The 17,268-nt window shown below is 41.4% G+C and carries 18 protein-coding genes and 1 riboswitch; of the genes, 5 read left to right on the top strand and 13 right to left on the bottom strand.

Features of this window, described 5'->3' with window-relative positions; all coding sequences use genetic code 11:
- Positions 1–54 precede the first annotated feature (54 nt).
- The 8 genes from SB660_RS06675 to SB660_RS06640 all read right to left on the bottom strand — a co-directional run bounded on the left by SB660_RS06675 (position 55) and on the right by SB660_RS06640 (position 8,750).
- Entirely contained in the window at positions 55–390 is a 336-nt protein-coding gene (locus SB660_RS06675; protein WP_003214381.1) for a hypothetical protein, read from the bottom strand.
- A 117-nt stretch (positions 391–507) separates the two neighbouring features.
- Positions 508–1,275: an ABC transporter permease gene (locus SB660_RS06670; RefSeq protein ID WP_410581864.1), complete on the bottom strand. Its 768-nt coding sequence runs from the start codon at positions 1,273–1,275 to the stop codon at positions 508–510.
- Entirely contained in the window at positions 1,253–2,179 is a 927-nt protein-coding gene (locus SB660_RS06665) for an ABC transporter ATP-binding protein (protein WP_410581862.1), read from the bottom strand. Before SB660_RS06665 ends, SB660_RS06670 begins: the two co-directional genes overlap by 23 nt.
- A gap of 127 nt (positions 2,180–2,306) precedes the next feature.
- A complete protein-coding gene (locus SB660_RS06660) occupies positions 2,307–3,548 on the bottom strand; it encodes a dicarboxylate/amino acid:cation symporter (protein ID WP_410581949.1) in 1,242 nt (413 codons plus the stop codon).
- Positions 3,549–3,626: 78 nt separating this feature from the next.
- Positions 3,627–3,760: riboswitch (cyclic di-AMP (ydaO/yuaA leader) on the bottom strand.
- Between the two features lie 64 nt (positions 3,761–3,824).
- On the bottom strand, positions 3,825–4,847 hold the full coding sequence (locus SB660_RS06655; RefSeq protein WP_058015379.1) for an AI-2E family transporter: 1,023 nt from the start codon (positions 4,845–4,847) through the stop codon (positions 3,825–3,827).
- A gap of 210 nt (positions 4,848–5,057) precedes the next feature.
- Positions 5,058–6,326 (bottom strand): C4-dicarboxylate transporter DctP, encoded by a 1,269-nt coding sequence (gene dctP, locus SB660_RS06650; RefSeq protein ID WP_058015378.1) that lies wholly within the window; start codon positions 6,324–6,326, stop codon positions 5,058–5,060.
- 124 nt (positions 6,327–6,450) lie between these two features.
- Positions 6,451–7,134 carry a response regulator gene (locus SB660_RS06645; protein ID WP_410581859.1) on the bottom strand — a complete coding sequence of 228 codons (684 nt, stop codon included), beginning with the start codon at positions 7,132–7,134 and terminating at the stop codon, positions 6,451–6,453.
- Positions 7,131–8,750 (bottom strand): ATP-binding protein, encoded by a 1,620-nt coding sequence (locus SB660_RS06640; protein WP_410581857.1) that lies wholly within the window; start codon positions 8,748–8,750, stop codon positions 7,131–7,133. The genes SB660_RS06645 and SB660_RS06640 overlap by 4 nt, the downstream gene beginning before the upstream one ends.
- Before the next feature lie 68 nt (positions 8,751–8,818).
- Between SB660_RS06640 and SB660_RS06635 the strand changes: the two genes are divergently transcribed.
- On the top strand, positions 8,819–9,916 hold the full coding sequence (locus tag SB660_RS06635; protein ID WP_410581855.1) for a DctP family TRAP transporter solute-binding subunit: 1,098 nt from the start codon (positions 8,819–8,821) through the stop codon (positions 9,914–9,916).
- 189 nt (positions 9,917–10,105) lie between these two features.
- Here SB660_RS06635 and SB660_RS06630 read toward each other — a convergent pair whose 3' ends face one another.
- A complete protein-coding gene (locus SB660_RS06630) occupies positions 10,106–10,936 on the bottom strand; it encodes an EcsC family protein (protein ID WP_410581853.1) in 831 nt (276 codons plus the stop codon).
- Positions 10,937–11,093: 157 nt separating this feature from the next.
- Here SB660_RS06630 and SB660_RS06625 point away from each other — a divergent pair, with 157 nt between their 5' ends.
- The 4 genes from SB660_RS06625 (at position 11,094) to SB660_RS06610 (ending at position 13,856) form a co-directional block, all read left to right on the top strand.
- Positions 11,094–11,354 (top strand): GlsB/YeaQ/YmgE family stress response membrane protein, encoded by a 261-nt coding sequence (locus tag SB660_RS06625; protein WP_003214275.1) that lies wholly within the window; start codon positions 11,094–11,096, stop codon positions 11,352–11,354.
- A gap of 222 nt (positions 11,355–11,576) precedes the next feature.
- Positions 11,577–12,854, top strand: coding sequence for an Nramp family divalent metal transporter (locus SB660_RS06620; protein ID WP_003214137.1), 1,278 nt, complete (start codon positions 11,577–11,579; stop codon positions 12,852–12,854).
- Between the two features lie 70 nt (positions 12,855–12,924).
- Positions 12,925–13,494: a GNAT family N-acetyltransferase gene (locus SB660_RS06615; RefSeq protein WP_169057590.1), complete on the top strand. Its 570-nt coding sequence runs from the start codon at positions 12,925–12,927 to the stop codon at positions 13,492–13,494.
- A 98-nt stretch (positions 13,495–13,592) separates the two neighbouring features.
- Positions 13,593–13,856, top strand: coding sequence for a hypothetical protein (locus SB660_RS06610; protein WP_012008971.1), 264 nt, complete (start codon positions 13,593–13,595; stop codon positions 13,854–13,856).
- Positions 13,857–13,896: 40 nt separating this feature from the next.
- Here SB660_RS06610 and SB660_RS06605 read toward each other — a convergent pair whose 3' ends face one another.
- From SB660_RS06605 to SB660_RS06590, 4 genes are all read right to left on the bottom strand, one after another.
- Positions 13,897–14,121: a hypothetical protein gene (locus SB660_RS06605; RefSeq protein ID WP_410581849.1), complete on the bottom strand. Its 225-nt coding sequence runs from the start codon at positions 14,119–14,121 to the stop codon at positions 13,897–13,899.
- An 82-nt stretch (positions 14,122–14,203) separates the two neighbouring features.
- Complete coding sequence (locus tag SB660_RS06600; protein WP_410581847.1) at positions 14,204–14,905, bottom strand: endonuclease V; 702 nt, start codon at positions 14,903–14,905, stop codon at positions 14,204–14,206.
- Positions 14,906–14,916: 11 nt separating this feature from the next.
- A complete protein-coding gene (locus SB660_RS06595) occupies positions 14,917–15,366 on the bottom strand; it encodes a toxin-antitoxin system YwqK family antitoxin (protein WP_306011745.1) in 450 nt (149 codons plus the stop codon).
- On the bottom strand, positions 15,356–17,062 hold the full coding sequence (locus tag SB660_RS06590; RefSeq protein WP_410581845.1) for a T7SS effector LXG polymorphic toxin: 1,707 nt from the start codon (positions 17,060–17,062) through the stop codon (positions 15,356–15,358). Before SB660_RS06590 ends, SB660_RS06595 begins: the two co-directional genes overlap by 11 nt.
- Positions 17,063–17,268: the final 206 nt, after the last annotated feature.

The following is a 17,268-nucleotide window of genomic DNA, read 5'->3' as shown; positions in this document are numbered from 1 at the left end:
TTTCCAACAAAAAAAGCCGATAAAATCAATGCTTTGATTTTATCGGCTTTTGTTTTAATGTGATTTCGCTACACGGTCCTGCTTCATTCCTAAATAAATGAGCATATATGTGAGATAACCCATTGTCATTGTTAAACCACCGAAGAAGAACTGAGAAAAGACAGGCTCCTCAAATGTTGTGACAGCAGCAAGAATGATCCAGCTCGCATATAAATAAACCATGAACCATTTCATGTTTCTTTTCAGTGTATACAGAAAGAAAAGACCCGCTAACGAAAAAATTCCCAGCGCTAGTCTGAAATAAATAAGATGATCAAACTGGAAGGCAAAAGACACGAACGAAAACGACAGCAGCAACAAAATAGGTAAAGCCGTAATGAAATTTTTCACGATAGTGCCACCTCCAAGACTCCCTCTTATTATAAGACAAAATCAGCCGGTTATCGTGAAATGCAGACTCGTTTTCACAAAGATGTCACGAATTTTTCTTGTTATTTGACACAATTTTTACACATTTACATCGCGCTTCCAAAAAAGAACCCAAGCCGTTCCAACAAAGAAAACAAAATGCGCCCCTACCATAAATAGAGAAAACAAAGGGCTCATGCCATGGAAGGGCGGCGGTCCTTGAAAGCTGTACTGAGTAAAGTCCGTATTAGCAAAAAGCAGGATTTTCCCCCACTGATTTTCTAAAAGAGACATAATAGGCACAAGTGATTTAGCCGCATATAAAACAAAAAACGAGGTCACAAGCGCAACGAGGCTGTTCCTAAACAAGCTGGAACACATAAAAGCGAAGCTTGCCATCATCAACACTTCCACCCACTGAGATCCGATCACAGCAAACGTATGCTGAAATAATCGTCCCGTACTTTCGTCAAATGCAGTACCAAAGAAAATAAAGCCAAATAGGAAAGCAACTGCATAATAAAAAACAAACAAATAGATGACCGTCAGCACAAGTGTGATGTATTTTGACAGGAAAATTTGCAGCCTAGTTTTGGGCCGTATCAATAAAAACTTGATCGTTCTTTTTTGAAATTCTGTTGAGATCAAGGTCGCGCCAATGACAACTGCAAGCACCTGTAAAATAAATACGACGTTTGTGGAATAAGCAAAATAGTTGGCGACAGTGTCTTGTCCACCAAAGCTGGAAATGACTCGTTTCAATGCTAGAGCCATCGCCAATTGAAACACAACGATCAATCCAAGTGCAATGAACGTGATCTTTTTCCTTATCATTTTCTTATGCTCATTCTGGATGAGTTGAAGCATCTGCCGTCCCGCCTTCCGTCCATTTCATAAATGCCTCTTCAATTGATGGCTTTTGAGGCGTCATTTCAAGTACATCAAATCCAGCCAGAACAAGCTGTTTGTTCAGCTCAGGCACTTGCTCTTTGTTCAATTGAAGTAAAACATGCGATCCATTTCGTTCATATGTATAGTCATGTGTCTCGAGCCACGCAGCCGCCTTTTCCACTGGCTGAATATTCATGAGCATCTGTTCTTTTCCCTCTATGTCCCGAAGCATGGCACTGGCTTTGATCTGTCCTTTTTGAATGATGATCATGCGGTCACATAGCTCTTCTACCTCATGCAATAAATGTGTAGCAAATAAGACGGACGTTCCTTCTTCTCGTACTAACGATTGCAAGTGCTCCCTGAATTCCTTCATACCGGCAGGATCAAGTCCATTTGTCGGTTCGTCTAAAATGAGGAGGTTCGGCTGATGTAATATGGCTTGTGCAATCCCAAGCCTTTGTTTCATTCCCAGTGAATATGTCTTCACCTTCTGATGAATGGCGTGCTCCAGACGAACTCTTTTGACCACTTCCTGCATTCGTTCCTCCGTCACTCCATCTTGCATCGCCGCATATAGTTCAAGGTTTTCAAAGCCTGTTAAATAAGAATAAAATTCGGGATTTTCTATGATTGCACCAACAGATGACATTGCGCGTAAGAAATCCTCATCCTGTGAATATCCATTGATCATGATGCGGCCGTTGTTTTTTTTCATCAAGCCAACGATCAAACGAATCAAGGTTGTTTTTCCAGAGCCATTTGGCCCTAGTAAGCCGACGATTTCCCCCTTCCCTATTTCGATCGATATATCTTGTAAGATCATTTTCCGGCCAATTCGTTTATCGACTTTCTCTACTTTTAAAACAGTAGACTCCAATGTGGTTCCTCCTTCTGATGTAAAACCTTTGGCGGCAAATAAGGCCGCTCATTCTGTTAAAAGTATATCACGCAAGACAAGGAACTCCATGAAAAAAAGGGCTGATCGAGTCAGCCCTTCTTTTACATTACATGGATAGATTCGGTGATGCTTCGTCTTTCTCGTGTTTTTTCTCCGTTTCTGTCACAATCACCGCGCATGCGGCGTCACCTGTAATATTGACAACGGTTCTTGCCATATCTAATAAGCGGTCTATGCCAAGGATGAGCGCAATGCCTTCAACAGGCAGATTCACAGAGTTCAGTACCATAGCGAGCATGATGAGCCCAACTCCTGGCACACCCGCTGTACCGATACTTGCTAAGACAGCTGTTAAGACAACCGTCAGCATTTGGACAAGCGTCAGTTCAACCCCATACACTTGCGCGATAAAAATAGTCGCGACCCCTTGCATAATCGCTGTGCCATCCATATTAATGGTTGCACCCAGCGGCTGTACAAAGCTTGAAATCGGCTCTGGCACCTTCAAACGTTTCTGGGCTGTTTCCATCGAGACTGGGAGGACTGCGTTACTGCTAGACGTACTAAATGCAACAACCATTGCTGGAGAAAATCCTTTGAAAAATGCCAACGGATTTCGTTTCGCTAAAATGGCGACAGTTGACCCATAAGTCAGGAAGAAATGCAGCACGAGCGCAACTAACACGACCGAGAAGTAGAGGCCCATCGCTTTCATCGCATCAAATCCCTGACTGCCAATGGCAGTTGCGATCAAACCAAATGTCCCGTACGGTGCGAACTTCATCACGATGCCGACAAGGTACATCATTAATTCATTTCCTTGTTCAAACAGCTTCAGCAAACCTTCTGTCTTCTTCCCGAGCATGGCAATGCCAAGACCTAAAAATACACAAAAGACGATAATTTGGAGCATGTTTCCTTCAACTAAAGATTGGACTGGATTGGTTGGAATGATGTTGAGTAGTGTTTCTGCCATTGATGGGGCTTCCTCTGCGGAATAATCAGCCGCTTTCGTATCAAAATGACCGAATGCTCCCGGCTTGATCAATAAGGCTAATGAAATGCCAATGATGATGGCAAAAGTAGTAGTAAGTAGAAAATAAGTAATGGTTTTTGCGCCGATTCTGCCAAGCTTTTTCGGATCACCTAGACCTGCTACACCTAGTGTGATGGAAAAGAATACGATCGGCACCACTAACATTTTAATCAAGTTTAAGAAGATTTGACCTAGAGGCGTAAATAGATAAGGGTCTAACACTTTAAATACATTTGGAGCAAAAATGTTAAGCAATAGTCCTGTGATTGCACCTACAAACAAGGCAATAATAATTTTCGTCGCTAGCTTCAATAAAATCTCCCCTTCCTCATCAAAAAAGACCCACAAGAGAGTTTTCTCGTGGGTCTTTGTTTCCATACACGTACCACCGTTTACTCTCTTCACGCCGATGAGGTTAGCTGACGGGTTAGGACGAAGAGATGTCCTTTTTTCTCAACAGAGAAAAATTCACCCCAAAAACATGGGTCCCCCATTCCTTTAGAAGGATTAAGCGTGTGGTTATTATGATATTTTCATACTATTTATACCTTATTTTTAGAAAATTGTAAACAGGTTCAAATGAACTTTTTAACTACTTTCCTCCTTGTTGGTGACCTCCAAAATATCTAGGATAAACACAAAGATTGGTATACCAATAATGAGACCCCATATCCCGATGTAGTGTTCAGAGAAGATCAGCACAACAAATGTGAAGAAAATAGGGAGTTCTGTTTTTGCTGACATGAGCTTTGGGTTTAAGAAATAGGCTTCAATCGCATGGATGATGACGATCACAAGCACGATATACAGGACATACATGCCGCCCCCAAGCGTATACGCAATGATGCTGAGTGGAATAAGTGAGATGACCACACCTGCCACTGGGATTAAGCCTAGCAAAAAGACCATAACTGCTAATCCAAATAATTGCGGGAATCCCATAATGCCTAGGGCAATGGTTGTTAAGACACAATTAACAGTTGCAATAATAAACTGTGCTTCGAGAACCTTTCCAAACGTTCTGGAGAATTTACGTCCAAAGAAGGCGATTTCATGGTAGAACACAGAGATTTTACTCGTTTTGAACTTGTTCATGAATTGAATGAGGCGTTCTTTTTCGAACAGGAAGAACATGCTTAATATTAAGGACATAATGACCTGGATACTGAACGTACTGAAATCTGTTAAGTATGTATAGAGGAAATTAAACCCTTTCTCAAAGTAAGCTGATATTTTAAAATCTCCGAATACGTTGGTGATGACATCAAAGAAGGGTAAATTTTGTGGATGATCTGCAATTTTCTTTCCTAAATGAAATAGTTGCTCCACCTGTTTGGCGATGATTGGCACAAACACAAATCCGCCAAACGTCAATCCACCAGCCAAAAGAATATACAAAATGGTAATAACCGATTTCTGCCCTATTTTCAGGAAGTGACTTAAAAAGCCTCTAATGACCTCTTCTAACCGATTCATCAAAAAGGTGAATATGAAGGTCAAGAGAATTAAATTCATCATTCCTCTTAATAGATATAAGGCTGTGGCTAATACTACAAATACAGAAAACCGCTTAACACCAGGTTTTTCGAACAATTTTAAAAATGCTGCCATTACGTTACACACCTGCCAGGACTAAAGTCTATTTTTCATTGGATCTGATATACATTATATCGGATCTTTCTGTAAATTATATAACAAAAGGTCAATGAGGTCTTACGATTCGACCTAAATTTATCAAGCTTTAATGTTTTTTCTTTTCAACACAAGAAAAAACCGAACCCTATGTAGAACATAAGGTTTCGGTTTTTGGTTGTTTTTATACTATACAGCTTGCTTTATATTACGCATTTCTTGAAGGGCTGTTTTGCTCTTCGCTTCGTCAAATTCACCTTCACTTTTCGCCACAACAATTGTCGCGATTCCATTTCCAATGAGGTTTGTGATGGCTCTTCCTTCGCTCATGAATCGATCGACTCCAAGCAGCAGTGCAAGCCCCTCTAGCGGGATGACCTGTAGTGCAGCGAGTGTAGAAGCCAGCACGATAAATCCGCTTCCTGTCACCCCAGCCGCTCCTTTTGATGTGAGCATCAGAACAAGGATAATGGTGATCTGCTGACCGATAGATAGGTCTACACCAAACACTTGCGCTAAGAAGACCACAGCCATCGATAAATAGATCGAGGTTCCGTCTAAGTTAAAGGAATACCCTGTTGGAATGACGAGTCCCACAACAGACTTAGAACACCCGTAGCGTTCCATTTTATCCATCATTCTTGGCAGCACGGATTCTGATGAGCTTGTGCCAAGAACAATTAAAATTTCATCCTTGATAAATCGCAGGTAACCAAGCAGACTGAAGCCATACATTTTACAAATGATGTTCAGCACAACGAAGATGAACAGGAACATCGTCAAATAAACGGAGAGCATCAGACTTGCGAGCGGTTTAATTGATGCCAAACCAAAGTGTCCGATCGTATACGCCATTGCCCCAAATGCACCGAGCGGCGCTGCACGCATGATATATCCAATGATTTTAAAGAAAACAAGTGACAGCTTATCAAGCCACTCAATGATTCCTTTCCCCTTCTCGCCAAGTGCAGCAAGCGCAACACCGAATAAAATAGAGAAGAATAAGACCTGTAAAATATCCCCCTTAGCAAAGGCATCTACCATATTAGATGGTACGATGTGTGTGACAAATTCCATCCAGTCGATACCCTGTCCCCCGTTTTGGGTATACTGCGAAACATCCCCTTTTTCAAGCTTACTATAGTCAAGCCCTGCACCTGGCTTCATGATATTGACAACAAAAAGTCCGATGACCAAGGCAAGCGTCGTGACGACTTCAAAATAAATAAATGCTTTTCCCCCAACTTTTCCAACCTTTTTCATATCCCCCATTTTGGCAATACCAAGAACAATGGTTAAGAAAATGATTGGTGCAATGACCATTTTAACGGCATTGATAAAGGTGTCACCAAGCGGCTTCATTTCTTTTCCGACGTTTGGCCAGACCATCCCTACAATGATTCCGATAATGACAGCTGCAACCACCTGAAATGTCAGGTTCTTCAAAAGCCTCTTCATAAAAAATCAACTCCCTCACCCTTTGATGTAAACGCTTAACTGTTATCTGTAGCTAAATGATAGCGATTTCAACAAAGGCTGTGAAGCTTATGAACATATCGTACATTTTGGTCTTTTTGGTCTCTTAGTCAGAATGTACGATATATTTATTAACAGGCCGGCCAACCCCGCCATATTGCATATCTAATTTCAGCTCGCCTTCTTTCACTAAGAAGTCTAAATACCGGCGCGCCGTGACACGTGCAATGCCAAGTGCATTGGCAACTTCCTCCGCAGACTGCGGTCCTTCCTGTAAGCTCATATAGGCTTTAATTTCATTCATCGTATGCACATTCAGCCCCTTGGGGAGCCAGGTATCTTCCTGCTTTACAGCCGGCTTTCGTATGATATCATCCAGCATCTCCTGAGAAAATTCTGCTGCTGTGCGAATTTTAGATTTAAACGCTTTAAAGCTTTCAAGTGATTCTTTCATACGTTCGAACTTAAATGGCTTGATGATATAATCTCGCGCACCATTTTGAAGCATGGTGCCAATCGTCTCTTTGTCTTTTGCAGCAGAAATAACGATCACGTCCACCTGTATCTTTTGCTTTCTAATGTCTTGAAGCGTCTTTACGCCATCTTTTTTTGGCATATATACATCGAGGACAACAAGGTCTGGACGAATTTCTTTGATGAGCTGGATGCCCTGCTCCCCATTACCTGCGATTGCCGCCACTTGAAAGCCAGGAACACTCTTAATGAACTCCTTATTCACTTCTTGCACCATCGGATCATCTTCAATTAATAGCACCTTAATCTGAGTCATCTGTCTCTCTCCTCTATGATCATTGGGAATTCGATTGAGAAGGTGGTACCAATGCCGATGCTTGATGTGACTTCTACATTTCCCATCCCTTTGTCGATAATCGTTTTTACAATATACAGACCGTAGCCTGTTCCGCCTTCTTTGCCGTGTGTGAAACCTTTATCGAAAATATAAGGAATCATTTCCTCTTCAATCCCGGAGCCATTGTCTTCAATTAAAATCGCGAGGACATCCTCGGTTTGATCAATACTAATAGACATGCGTTTTGTGTCTCTTTCTACAGTATCATAAGAGGCAAAAGCATTCTCGATCAGGTTGCCAAGCAGCTTTGTCATATCATGCTGATCCAGCCGCTCAGGGAAATCACACAGACAGCTATGTTCGTCTACTTCGACCTTTATACCTAGCTCCTTGCCCCTTCTGATTTTACTCATCAATAATCCCGCAACGGCATCATGCTGAATAACGCGGTGAAGAAAGTCCAGCACATGTTCTTGCTCTTCCGTCGTTTGAAAGGCTAAATCAAGTGCCTGATCGGGTTTACCAAGCTGAATCAGCCCAGCAATCGTATGAAGCTTGTTCATATGCTCATGATTTTGTACCCGCAGACCGTCAACAAAGTTCTTAACTCCGGTTAGCTCCTCTGCCAATTTTGCCGCTTCTGTCCGGTCCTGAAAAATGGCGACCGCTCCGATAATTTTCTTTTTCATGACAATTGGAATCCTGCTGCTCATAATCCGCTTTCCGCTCATATGAATTTCCTCATTATAGACGGGCTCAGCGCGATCAATAATCTCTGGGAGCCTTGTGTCAGAAAGCACATCCCAAATATTCCTGCCTACGACATCCCCTGTCACGCTAAATATTTGCTTCGCCTTTTCATTAAAAATGGTGATCATGTGCTGATTATCAATGGCGATAACCCCTTCATTAATAGAGTGAAAGGTTGCGGTGCGCTCCTCTAGCATTCTGACAATCTCATGCGGCTCCAGCTTAAACATTTGCTGTTTAATATGACGAGCAAGCAAAAATGAACCTACAAGCCCAAAGCTGAGCGTCAGCAAAAGAATCATGAGGATATCCCGCTTCATTTCTCCTAATATATCTACCATACTTGGCAGTGTTCTCCCTACAAGGACGACCCCAGTTTGATTAAATTGGTCATCCTTCACTGGATAAAAGGCTCTGATGGCTGTCCCAAGCTCTCCCTCTGCTTCTGAGAAATAAATGTGCTCGGCAAAAGCAGGCTCTTCATCTGTCCCCTCCGAGCGCTGGCCAATCCTTGTTTTCACTGGGTGCGTTAATCTCACATGATTCATATCCATGACGACAATGTAGTCAGCGTCTTGAATAATCCGAATCTCTTCGATGGCGCGCTGTAATCGATCACGTTCTTTTGTTTGATCGGCTAATGCCTGCTTTACCTCATTCATCTCAGCCACTGTTCTCGCTGTGTTCATGAGCCTTTTTCGAAGCTCTCGTTCCTCTGTTTGCTGGATTCCCCCAACAAGGACAATTCCTCCGATTAAAAGGGCAAAAATGACAACGAAATATGTGAGGATGGTGAGCTTCCATCTAATAGATAATTGTTGTAATTTCAATCGATTTCTCAACATTTTTTTCACCTGTATCTTTACGAATTCTTCCTCGGTCAAGTATGCTTGACATAAGGGGGATCGGACGCATGAAGAATTTACTCGCCTATACACTATTGCTCTTGATCGGTTTTGTAACCGCTTTATACTTTGGTTTTTATCATATGATGCCAAAAGCAGCGACGACCTTTGACGATGAACAGACAGGGCTGAAGGAGCAGCTTGTGTTCAAATTTAGCCATGTCGTGGCAGATAATACACCAAAAGGGCTTGCCGCAAAGAAATTTGCTGAGCTTGTGCACGAAAAATCCGAGGGCAAGATCACCATTCAAATTTTCTCCAACGGAAGCCTTTATTCTGATATAGAAGAAATTAATGCACTCAAAGAGAATCAAGTTCAATTTATCGCACCATCTACCTCGAAGCTCGGCATGCTATCCCCTGAGTGGCTGGCACTTGACCTTCCCTTTGCATTTTCTAATTATGATGCGGTTCAAGAAGGCTTGCACGGTGCAATTGGACAAAAATTGTTTGGCACCCTGCAAAAAGACAGGCTAAAAGGAATGGCGTATTGGACAAATGGCTTTAAACAAATCACCTCTAATAAAGGGCCAATCAAACAGCCTAGTGATTTAAAAAACCAATCTCTCCGCATTATGCAAAGCGACATGATTGAAAAACAATTCAAACTTCTTGGCGCAAAGCCCTATCAGGAGTCGTTTAATTCGACGTTCCAGCTACTAGAAACAAAAAAAGTAGATGGTGAAGAAAATACCATTTCAAATATTTATTCAAAAAAATTCTATCATATACAAGACTATATGACGATCAGTAATCACGGGTATTTGGGCTATGTGGTCTTAACAGATCAATCCTTCTTTGATCGCCAGACACCTGAAACGAAACGAATTTTACTTGAAGCGATGGAAGAAACAACAGCTTGGAATGAAAAACATGCGGAACAGATGAACAAGGATCAACTGGAGGACATTAAACGGGAATCACCAATTGCCATTCATGAATTGACACCAGCAGAAAGACAAAATTGGGTGAAAGCCCTCGATCCTTTGTATGAGGAAGCCGAAAAAACCATTGGTTCTACCCTAATCAAACAGATTCGTGAGCTGCGTGCGCGTTATGAACATTCTCCGATCCATGCTTTTCAAGAAGAGGAAAAAACCAAATAAAAAAATCCCTTTGAGTAAGGGGATTTTCGGATTGTTGACAAAGGGCTAAAATGATCTTGATTTTAGCCCTTTGTCTTCTTTTCAGCGTGTTAGAAAACCTTTGCAGCCCTAGGAAGGAGCGAATTTGACATTCGTGAGCACCAGCGCGCAGGACTGACAACGAATGCGAGGGATTGTCTACACGCCGCGTTATGCACCAGATTCACTCTGTTCTTGCTGCGTGAGCTCTTCTAATCTTGAAGCAATTCTTCGCTTTCGGTATTGCATCATGCCTGTTTCAGCAATACTTTTTAGTTGTGAGCGGTTGGAAACTGCGCCAAATAAAATCCCTGCTACGGGAACAAGCTGAAACAGTTTCTTCCAGCCAAATGAATCTCGGTAATTATAGACTACCTCACGCCATCCTTGGATTTGCGAGAACATGTTTTCATGTTTCCCTTCGGAAGCATGATAGCTTCTGAGCTCTTTTAATATCGATTTCTTCCCAACCACATCAGCAGAGGTCAGCTGTAAGCATTTTATGATGAAGACCCGTTCTTCCTTGTTTTTAGGATCATAGCCATAGGTGACGGCAATATCCTGTAATGTTTTAAGGGAGAGACCAAGTACCGCAGGAATATCTGCAGCCAGTGTAAACATACCACCGACACCCGTTGTCGCCCCTTGTACCGTGGCGAGATTTGTCCTATTTTTCCCCATTTGTTCACTAATGGCATCCATGATTTCAATTGGTGCTTTTTCAATATCTTCTATATGCTGAATGGAATCATCGGCACATTTCTTTTGAAATTGATGGATGATGCCTTTTTCTGATGTCAAATAGGCACCTCCTGATTGAATGTAATGCCCCATTTCATCTAGCAGCACACCGATTTTTTTCTGGATAAAGGCAGGCGTCAGCTTGTCCAGCATTTGAAATGGCAGGCGGCTGAGTTTCTCCCAAAACCATACCTTTTGCTGATCTTTCTCCCACTGTTCAATCTGCTTTAATTGTGCTTTTAGCCACTCTCTTTCCTCCATGCCTTTTTCCTCCTTAGATGCTGCTAAAGTATTTGGTTGTTATTATACACAATCCTTTTCCATCATACGTATAGAACATTGAATCGGTTTCGAAAGGTTTGAAACTTTTTCAAAACGGTTATTGCTTAATACACAAACAAAAAGAGGAGTGATCAACATGTTAGGATTTCTGATTTCATTAGTTGTGGCGATTGTCATCGGCCTTATTGGCAGTGCACTCGCTGGAGGTAGTGTACCAGGAGGATGGATCGGTTCAATGATTGCAGGACTTGCAGGTGCTTGGATTGGTCATGGATTACTTGGAACGTGGGGTCCTAGTTTGGCAGGCTTTGCGATCATTCCAGCCATCTTAGGCGCAGCGATCTTTGTCATCATCTTAAGCCTGATCTTCCGTAGTGTGGGATCAAGGGTATCTTAAAAAAACAAATAACAGAGGAAACAGTAGGGACACCGTCTAAAAGGCGGTGTTTTTTATGTGTTGGATTGACAAGGTATCTATTTTTTTCACTTACATATGATAAACAAACCTATTAGTTCAGATAGTTGACTTTTCATAAAGATGGGCATATGATGATTAAAAATTGCATCAAGGAAACTTTTTGTGCCCAAGCAAAACTTTGTAGAATCTAGGTGATGACATATGACAAACAAATACATCGAGGCACAGGCACACATGTCAGAGGCAGCTGAGCGTGCACTTGAAGGAAAAGTCAAAGGATTTAGAAGACTCCTTCCTTTTCTCGGTCCTGCTTTTATCGCAGCCATTGCGTATATTGATCCAGGAAATTTCGCCACCAACATTGCGGCTGGCTCCAAATATGGATATCTTCTTTTATGGGTCATTCTCATATCAAATCTTATGGCTTTGCTCATTCAGTCCTTATCCGCAAAGCTTGGAATTGCGACAGGTAAAAACTTACCTGAAATCGCTCGTGAAGAATTTCCAAAGCCCGTTTCGATCGGTTTATGGATTCAGGGCGAACTCGTCATTATTGCAACAGATTTAGCCGAGTTTATCGGGGCAGCACTTGGTTTATACTTGCTCTTTCGGATCCCGCTGCTTGAAGCATCCATTATTGCAGCCATCGGATCATTTGCGATTTTAGAATTGCAAAGACGAGGATATCGCGCATTAGAAGCCGGCATCACCGGCATGCTGTTCGTTGTCGTGATCGCTTTCGCTGTACAAACCTTTGTCGCCAAACCAGATATCGCAAGTGTCGCTGGCGGGCTGTTCATTCCAAAATTTGATGGCGCAGACAGCGTGCTGCTTGCAGCTGGCATATTAGGTGCCACTGTGATGCCTCACGCAATCTACTTACATTCAGCTTTAACCCAAAGAAGAGTTGTCGGCAGAACGGAAAAGGAGAAAAAGCAGATTTTCCGCTTCGAGTTTTTAGATATCCTCATCGCAATGATCGTCGCTGGGGCCATCAATGCCAGCATGTTGATTGTGGCTGCCGCTTTATTTTATAAAAATGGTCTCTTTGTTGAGGATTTGGATGTTGCGTTTCAGCATTTTGGTACACTCGCAGGGCCTGTATCAGCCATCTTATTTGGTGTAGGTCTGCTTGTAGCCGGACTCTCCAGCTCTTCTGTCGGTACATTGTCAGGCGATATCATTATGCAGGGCTTTATTCAATACCGGATTCCGCTGTATGTTCGCCGGCTGATTACCATCATTCCTCCGATTGCGATTATTGCATCTGGAGTGAATCCGACCTCCGCGCTTGTGATGAGTCAGGTCGTTTTATCGTTTGGGATTGCCTTTGCTTTAATTCCACTCATTTTATTTACAAGTAAAAAACGAATTATGGGAGAATTAACGAATGCCCGCTGGGTGACAGGAATATCTTGGGTGATAGCAGCTCTTGTTGTAGCACTTAATCTCTTCTTAATTGTAGATACGTTTATGTAAAAGACAGTGTTGAGCTGTCTTTTTCTTTCCATTTGGTTATGGTAGAATTCCCCTGAGAGGATGTGGGTTCATGTTTGTTTATCAGGATCAAGAGATATCTATGCGGCTGCTTGAGCCAAGAGACGCAAGAAGTCTGTATTTGCTCATCCAGCGGTCGAGAGAGCATTTACGTGAATGGATGCTTTGGGTGGATTCCACACAGACAGAAGAAGACAGTATGGCGTTTATCCAAGGTGCGATGCAGCAAGCGATGCAGAACAACGGTTTTCAAGCGGGCATCTGGTCACATGGAGAACTTGTCGGCATCATTGGCACCCATCAAATTCATTGGATCAATAGAACCGTTTCAATCGGCTATTGGCTCGGAGAAGGCTATCAAGGAAAAGGCATCATGACAAAAGCATGCCAAGCCGTCATTCGCTATTTATTTGAAGAATGCGGGCTGCACCGTATTGAGATTAGGGCTGCTGTCGATAACCAGAAAAGCAGACGCATCCCAGAGCGATTATCCTTTTCGCTTGAGGGAATTTTACGGCAATGTGAATGGCTGGGCAATCGCTTTACCGATCATTGTGTGTACGCCCTTTTACAGCCTGAATATATGAAACAAAAAAAGCATTCGATGAATCAGCCCACTTAATTGTGTCGATTGCATGAATTATTTTACAAAGTGAAGCTTTGTAGTATCCGTTGTGATCGGCATCTGATAAAATAGAAGGAAAAATCGAGGTATGATGTATGTCTCTTATTATTTTATTTTACTTATGGATTGTCCCTTTAGTATTTGGTATTTTCTTCTCATTCCTAACAAAGAAAGCCACCTACAAACGCCGCTTTGTCCCATCCTATAGCATGATAGGACTCAGCATCGTTTTTCTCATTCTGGCACTCGTCTTTTCAGCCAGCCATTTTCTATTTATTTGCGGTATGTTCCTATTTGCCACCACACTAGTTGGCACAGGCATCCCCTTATTCTTAGCCTTTGGAAAAACACCATCCTAAACAAAAACCACCTTTTCGCGATGGAAAGGTGGTTTCTTTTTTATTGAAGCGGCATTCGGTAAGTCATTGTGGCATTTGGATGTTCTTCAATCGTCTTCATTATGTCTTGAAGGATCTCGGCTGCGCGATCATTTGAGTCATACTTGCCGAGCATCTTTGCCCAAGAAGTACTTCCCAAGATCATCCCTTCAATTTTTTTGCCGCTTACTGAGACTTCTTGTACATGAATTAGAGTTTGCTGGTTTTGTGTGAGGATCCATAGCATGGTTTTTTCTCCTTTTTTGTGGTGGTTGGTGTCTTTGGTACCTTTTCAATAAAGCTATAGAATGTGTATTTTCACAATTTCTCTATTCTTTTGCTAATAATTCTTTTCGAATAGCATGAGTCTCAATATCCGCAAATCTCACAGGGATTGGCAATCGGCTGTTCTTATTAATCAGTTTCATAACAATTTCTGTAGTTGTATCTAAGTCGATCCAGTTACCACATGAAATAAAAATAGGCTTAACATTCACTCTAGTTCTGAGGACTCTCCCATATATTTCATTATTTATAACAATATCTGTGTAATCATTTTCTTTATTTTGAGGCATCGTAAAATTTATTCCATTAATCTTCAAGTAACTTTTTGCCACACCGATGGTAGGCTTATTTAAGAAAAAAGAGGCTTGGGTAGCAATACCCATGTGTCTATAATGTAAATAACCATTTCCATCAAACATGTAGACATCCACTTGTTTCGTCAGCTTTTTTACTGCATCTTTGATTAATGGTATTTCACGAAAAGCAAGAAAACCTGCTATATATGGAACCATTATTTCTCCATGGCTATGCACTTTTTCTATCACTTGTTTTTCTATCAAATCAAAGACGACGATACAACAAACACCATTTGTTTTCCCTTTAATATCAAAATAAGCTACATCTACCCCTGCAATATACCTTATGTTCTCTAGCTGAAAACTATTTTTCAATTGCACTTTAGGCAACAGAGCGTTTTGTTCACTTTTAAATTTTTCTAATAACTCATTCATTTTTCCACTATTCATACAAACACACATTATAAATTGTTGAATTTTTCAGCATATTTCAAGTCAGATTCATTAGGTTCTGCTTTTTCCTCTAAAACATTTCCATTCTCGTCATACTTTATATAAGTCATTTCTCGACCGGCAACACATTCAGATTCATACTTTTTATTTCCATTCTCAAAAAACTCAACTTGATATCCATCTGCGGCATTTCTACTGAGATGTCCTATTTTCTTAACATTTCCGTTCGGATAGAATTCAACATACTTCCCTTGTTTAACTCCTTGTTCTACATAGAAGTAACTCTCAATATTCCCGTTTTCATATATATCATAGGCTAACCCCGTAAACAGTTCTTCTTTACCATCCTCAGTGTATCTCACTATTGCTAGTTCGTAAGGTCCTCCATATTCTAAGCATTCTTCAAACTCAGTGCCGTTTTCTAAAATAAAATCTTTTTGCAATATATCATTTAACATTTTTGGGAACCTCCGTGATAATTTTAGACCCATCTGTAAGGTAAGCACAATGAGGGCACCTTGGAAACATCATTCCCGCCGGTTTTACTCTACTTTGACCAGTTCGAACAACATTCAATATAAAATTATCCAAACTAGCGCCTGGGTTAGCCTTTAAGGCATTATTCAATGCGATCACCTCTGCATGTGACCCAGCACCTTTTGTAAATGTATATGAATCTATAACCTCTTTTGGCATTTTATCATATTTGGCATTTATTAAGGGGTGTAACTCTGGTAACTTTCCATCATAATCATTTATTGCATATGAGTATTTCCCAGTCTGTTTATCATAAACTCCAGCAAAGGCGGGTCCCATTTTCTTTTTGCTAATACCACTATCTTTTAATTTATTAAGTTCTTTTATCGTTTCTCCACGTAAATTAATTCTTTCATTTAATTCTTTGGAATCAATCTTCCCATATTTATTTCTCAAATAGTCGATGCGCCTTTTCTCAGTCTCTTTAATCCCCATCTTCCCATGAAACCCTTTCGCCCCAAACGGTAAAAGCATTCCCAGCGCCGCATTCATACTCGCTTCCTGTTGTTCTTTCGAGATCTTATTCCCAAACATGTCTCTACCTGTAATTGCTTCGCTGAAGCCGTTTGTAGCAGTGAGACCATATAAACCTTTTTGAGATGTTTTTAAGGCGTCAAAAGATTTTTGCGATGTCTTGTAGATGTCGACTGCCCTGACTGCGGCTGAGGTGGCTTGGGTCGTTTTATAGACGGCTTTTCCGCCTTTGAAAATGCGCCCTGCCCAGCCGACGATAGGGATATATCCCGCTGCTGCCATGCCGCCTGCGGCGACGCGCTGTCCTGCGGTAAGTTCTTCGCCTGTGATCGGGTCAACGCCCGTTGCGGCGCGTTTTGCATCGTTCACGCCAGTTAGTTCATTCACAATATTCCCGCCATAATCGAGTGCTTTTTCATACCAAGGACGGTTGGCGAGTGCTTCTTGTTCCTTTGCGATTTCGCGGGCTTCCTGTTGTTCTTTTTTAATGTTGAGATATTCGGCAGTTTGCTTCTCAATATCGCTTTTTGCCTTGTAGATTTCGCTATTATGATACGCTTTCTTGTCAAAATTCATAGGTGAAATGGCTTTTCCGTCATTTGTCGCATTCATCATTTCTGCGTACAATGCCATTGTAGCTTGCTGCTCCGTTTCTGACAAAGCATATTCATCTTTTAAATTTTGATCAAGCTCTCTTAGGTCTTTCACTGTCTTTTTTCGCTCGTCTTCCGCATCTGCAATCTTTTCATCAAAGGTTTGGCTATCAAATACTTCTAGAGAAATGAGGTCGTCGATGTCTTGAAAAATCGTTTTAAGTGCCTTTTTTTGATCCTTTACAATGCTTTTGGCATTTTTGATGCCCATATGTACAGCGTTGTCTAAAAAGTGTTCTTCTACAAAGGTACCGCCGCCAAAGTTTGTATCATCTAGTGTCCCAGAAACACCTTCATGAAAGGCTTTTTGCTTATCGATGAAGCTAATAAACATGTCCACATTTCCGGCGAGCTCTTTGTAGAAGCTTTTAATGTTATCGGCACCTTTCCCTGTGAAGTCGTCACCGAGATTAGAAACACCTTGTAATGCTTTTTTTAAATCTACCATTTGTTCGCGGAGTTCCTGGTAGTGTTTTGCTCTTGCGTCCATAGCACTTGTTAGTGCTTTTGCATCAAGTATCTTGCCCAGAAGAAGTCACTCCCTCCATTATTGATCATAAAGTCTATTTTATCTTTCTCATCGAATTGGAAAAATAGGCTTTAAGTTACAAAAATAATTTTCGAATATTTTAATAGAGATGAAGGCAAGTGACAATTGAAATGATTTTCCTAATCCTCACAAAAAAAGTCAGCCTT

The organism is Bacillus sp. SIMBA_005, from assembly GCF_046535585.1.
Lineage (GTDB): Bacteria > Bacillota > Bacilli > Bacillales > Bacillaceae > Bacillus > Bacillus pumilus.
This window is presented reverse-complemented; position numbering and strand designations above follow the sequence as displayed.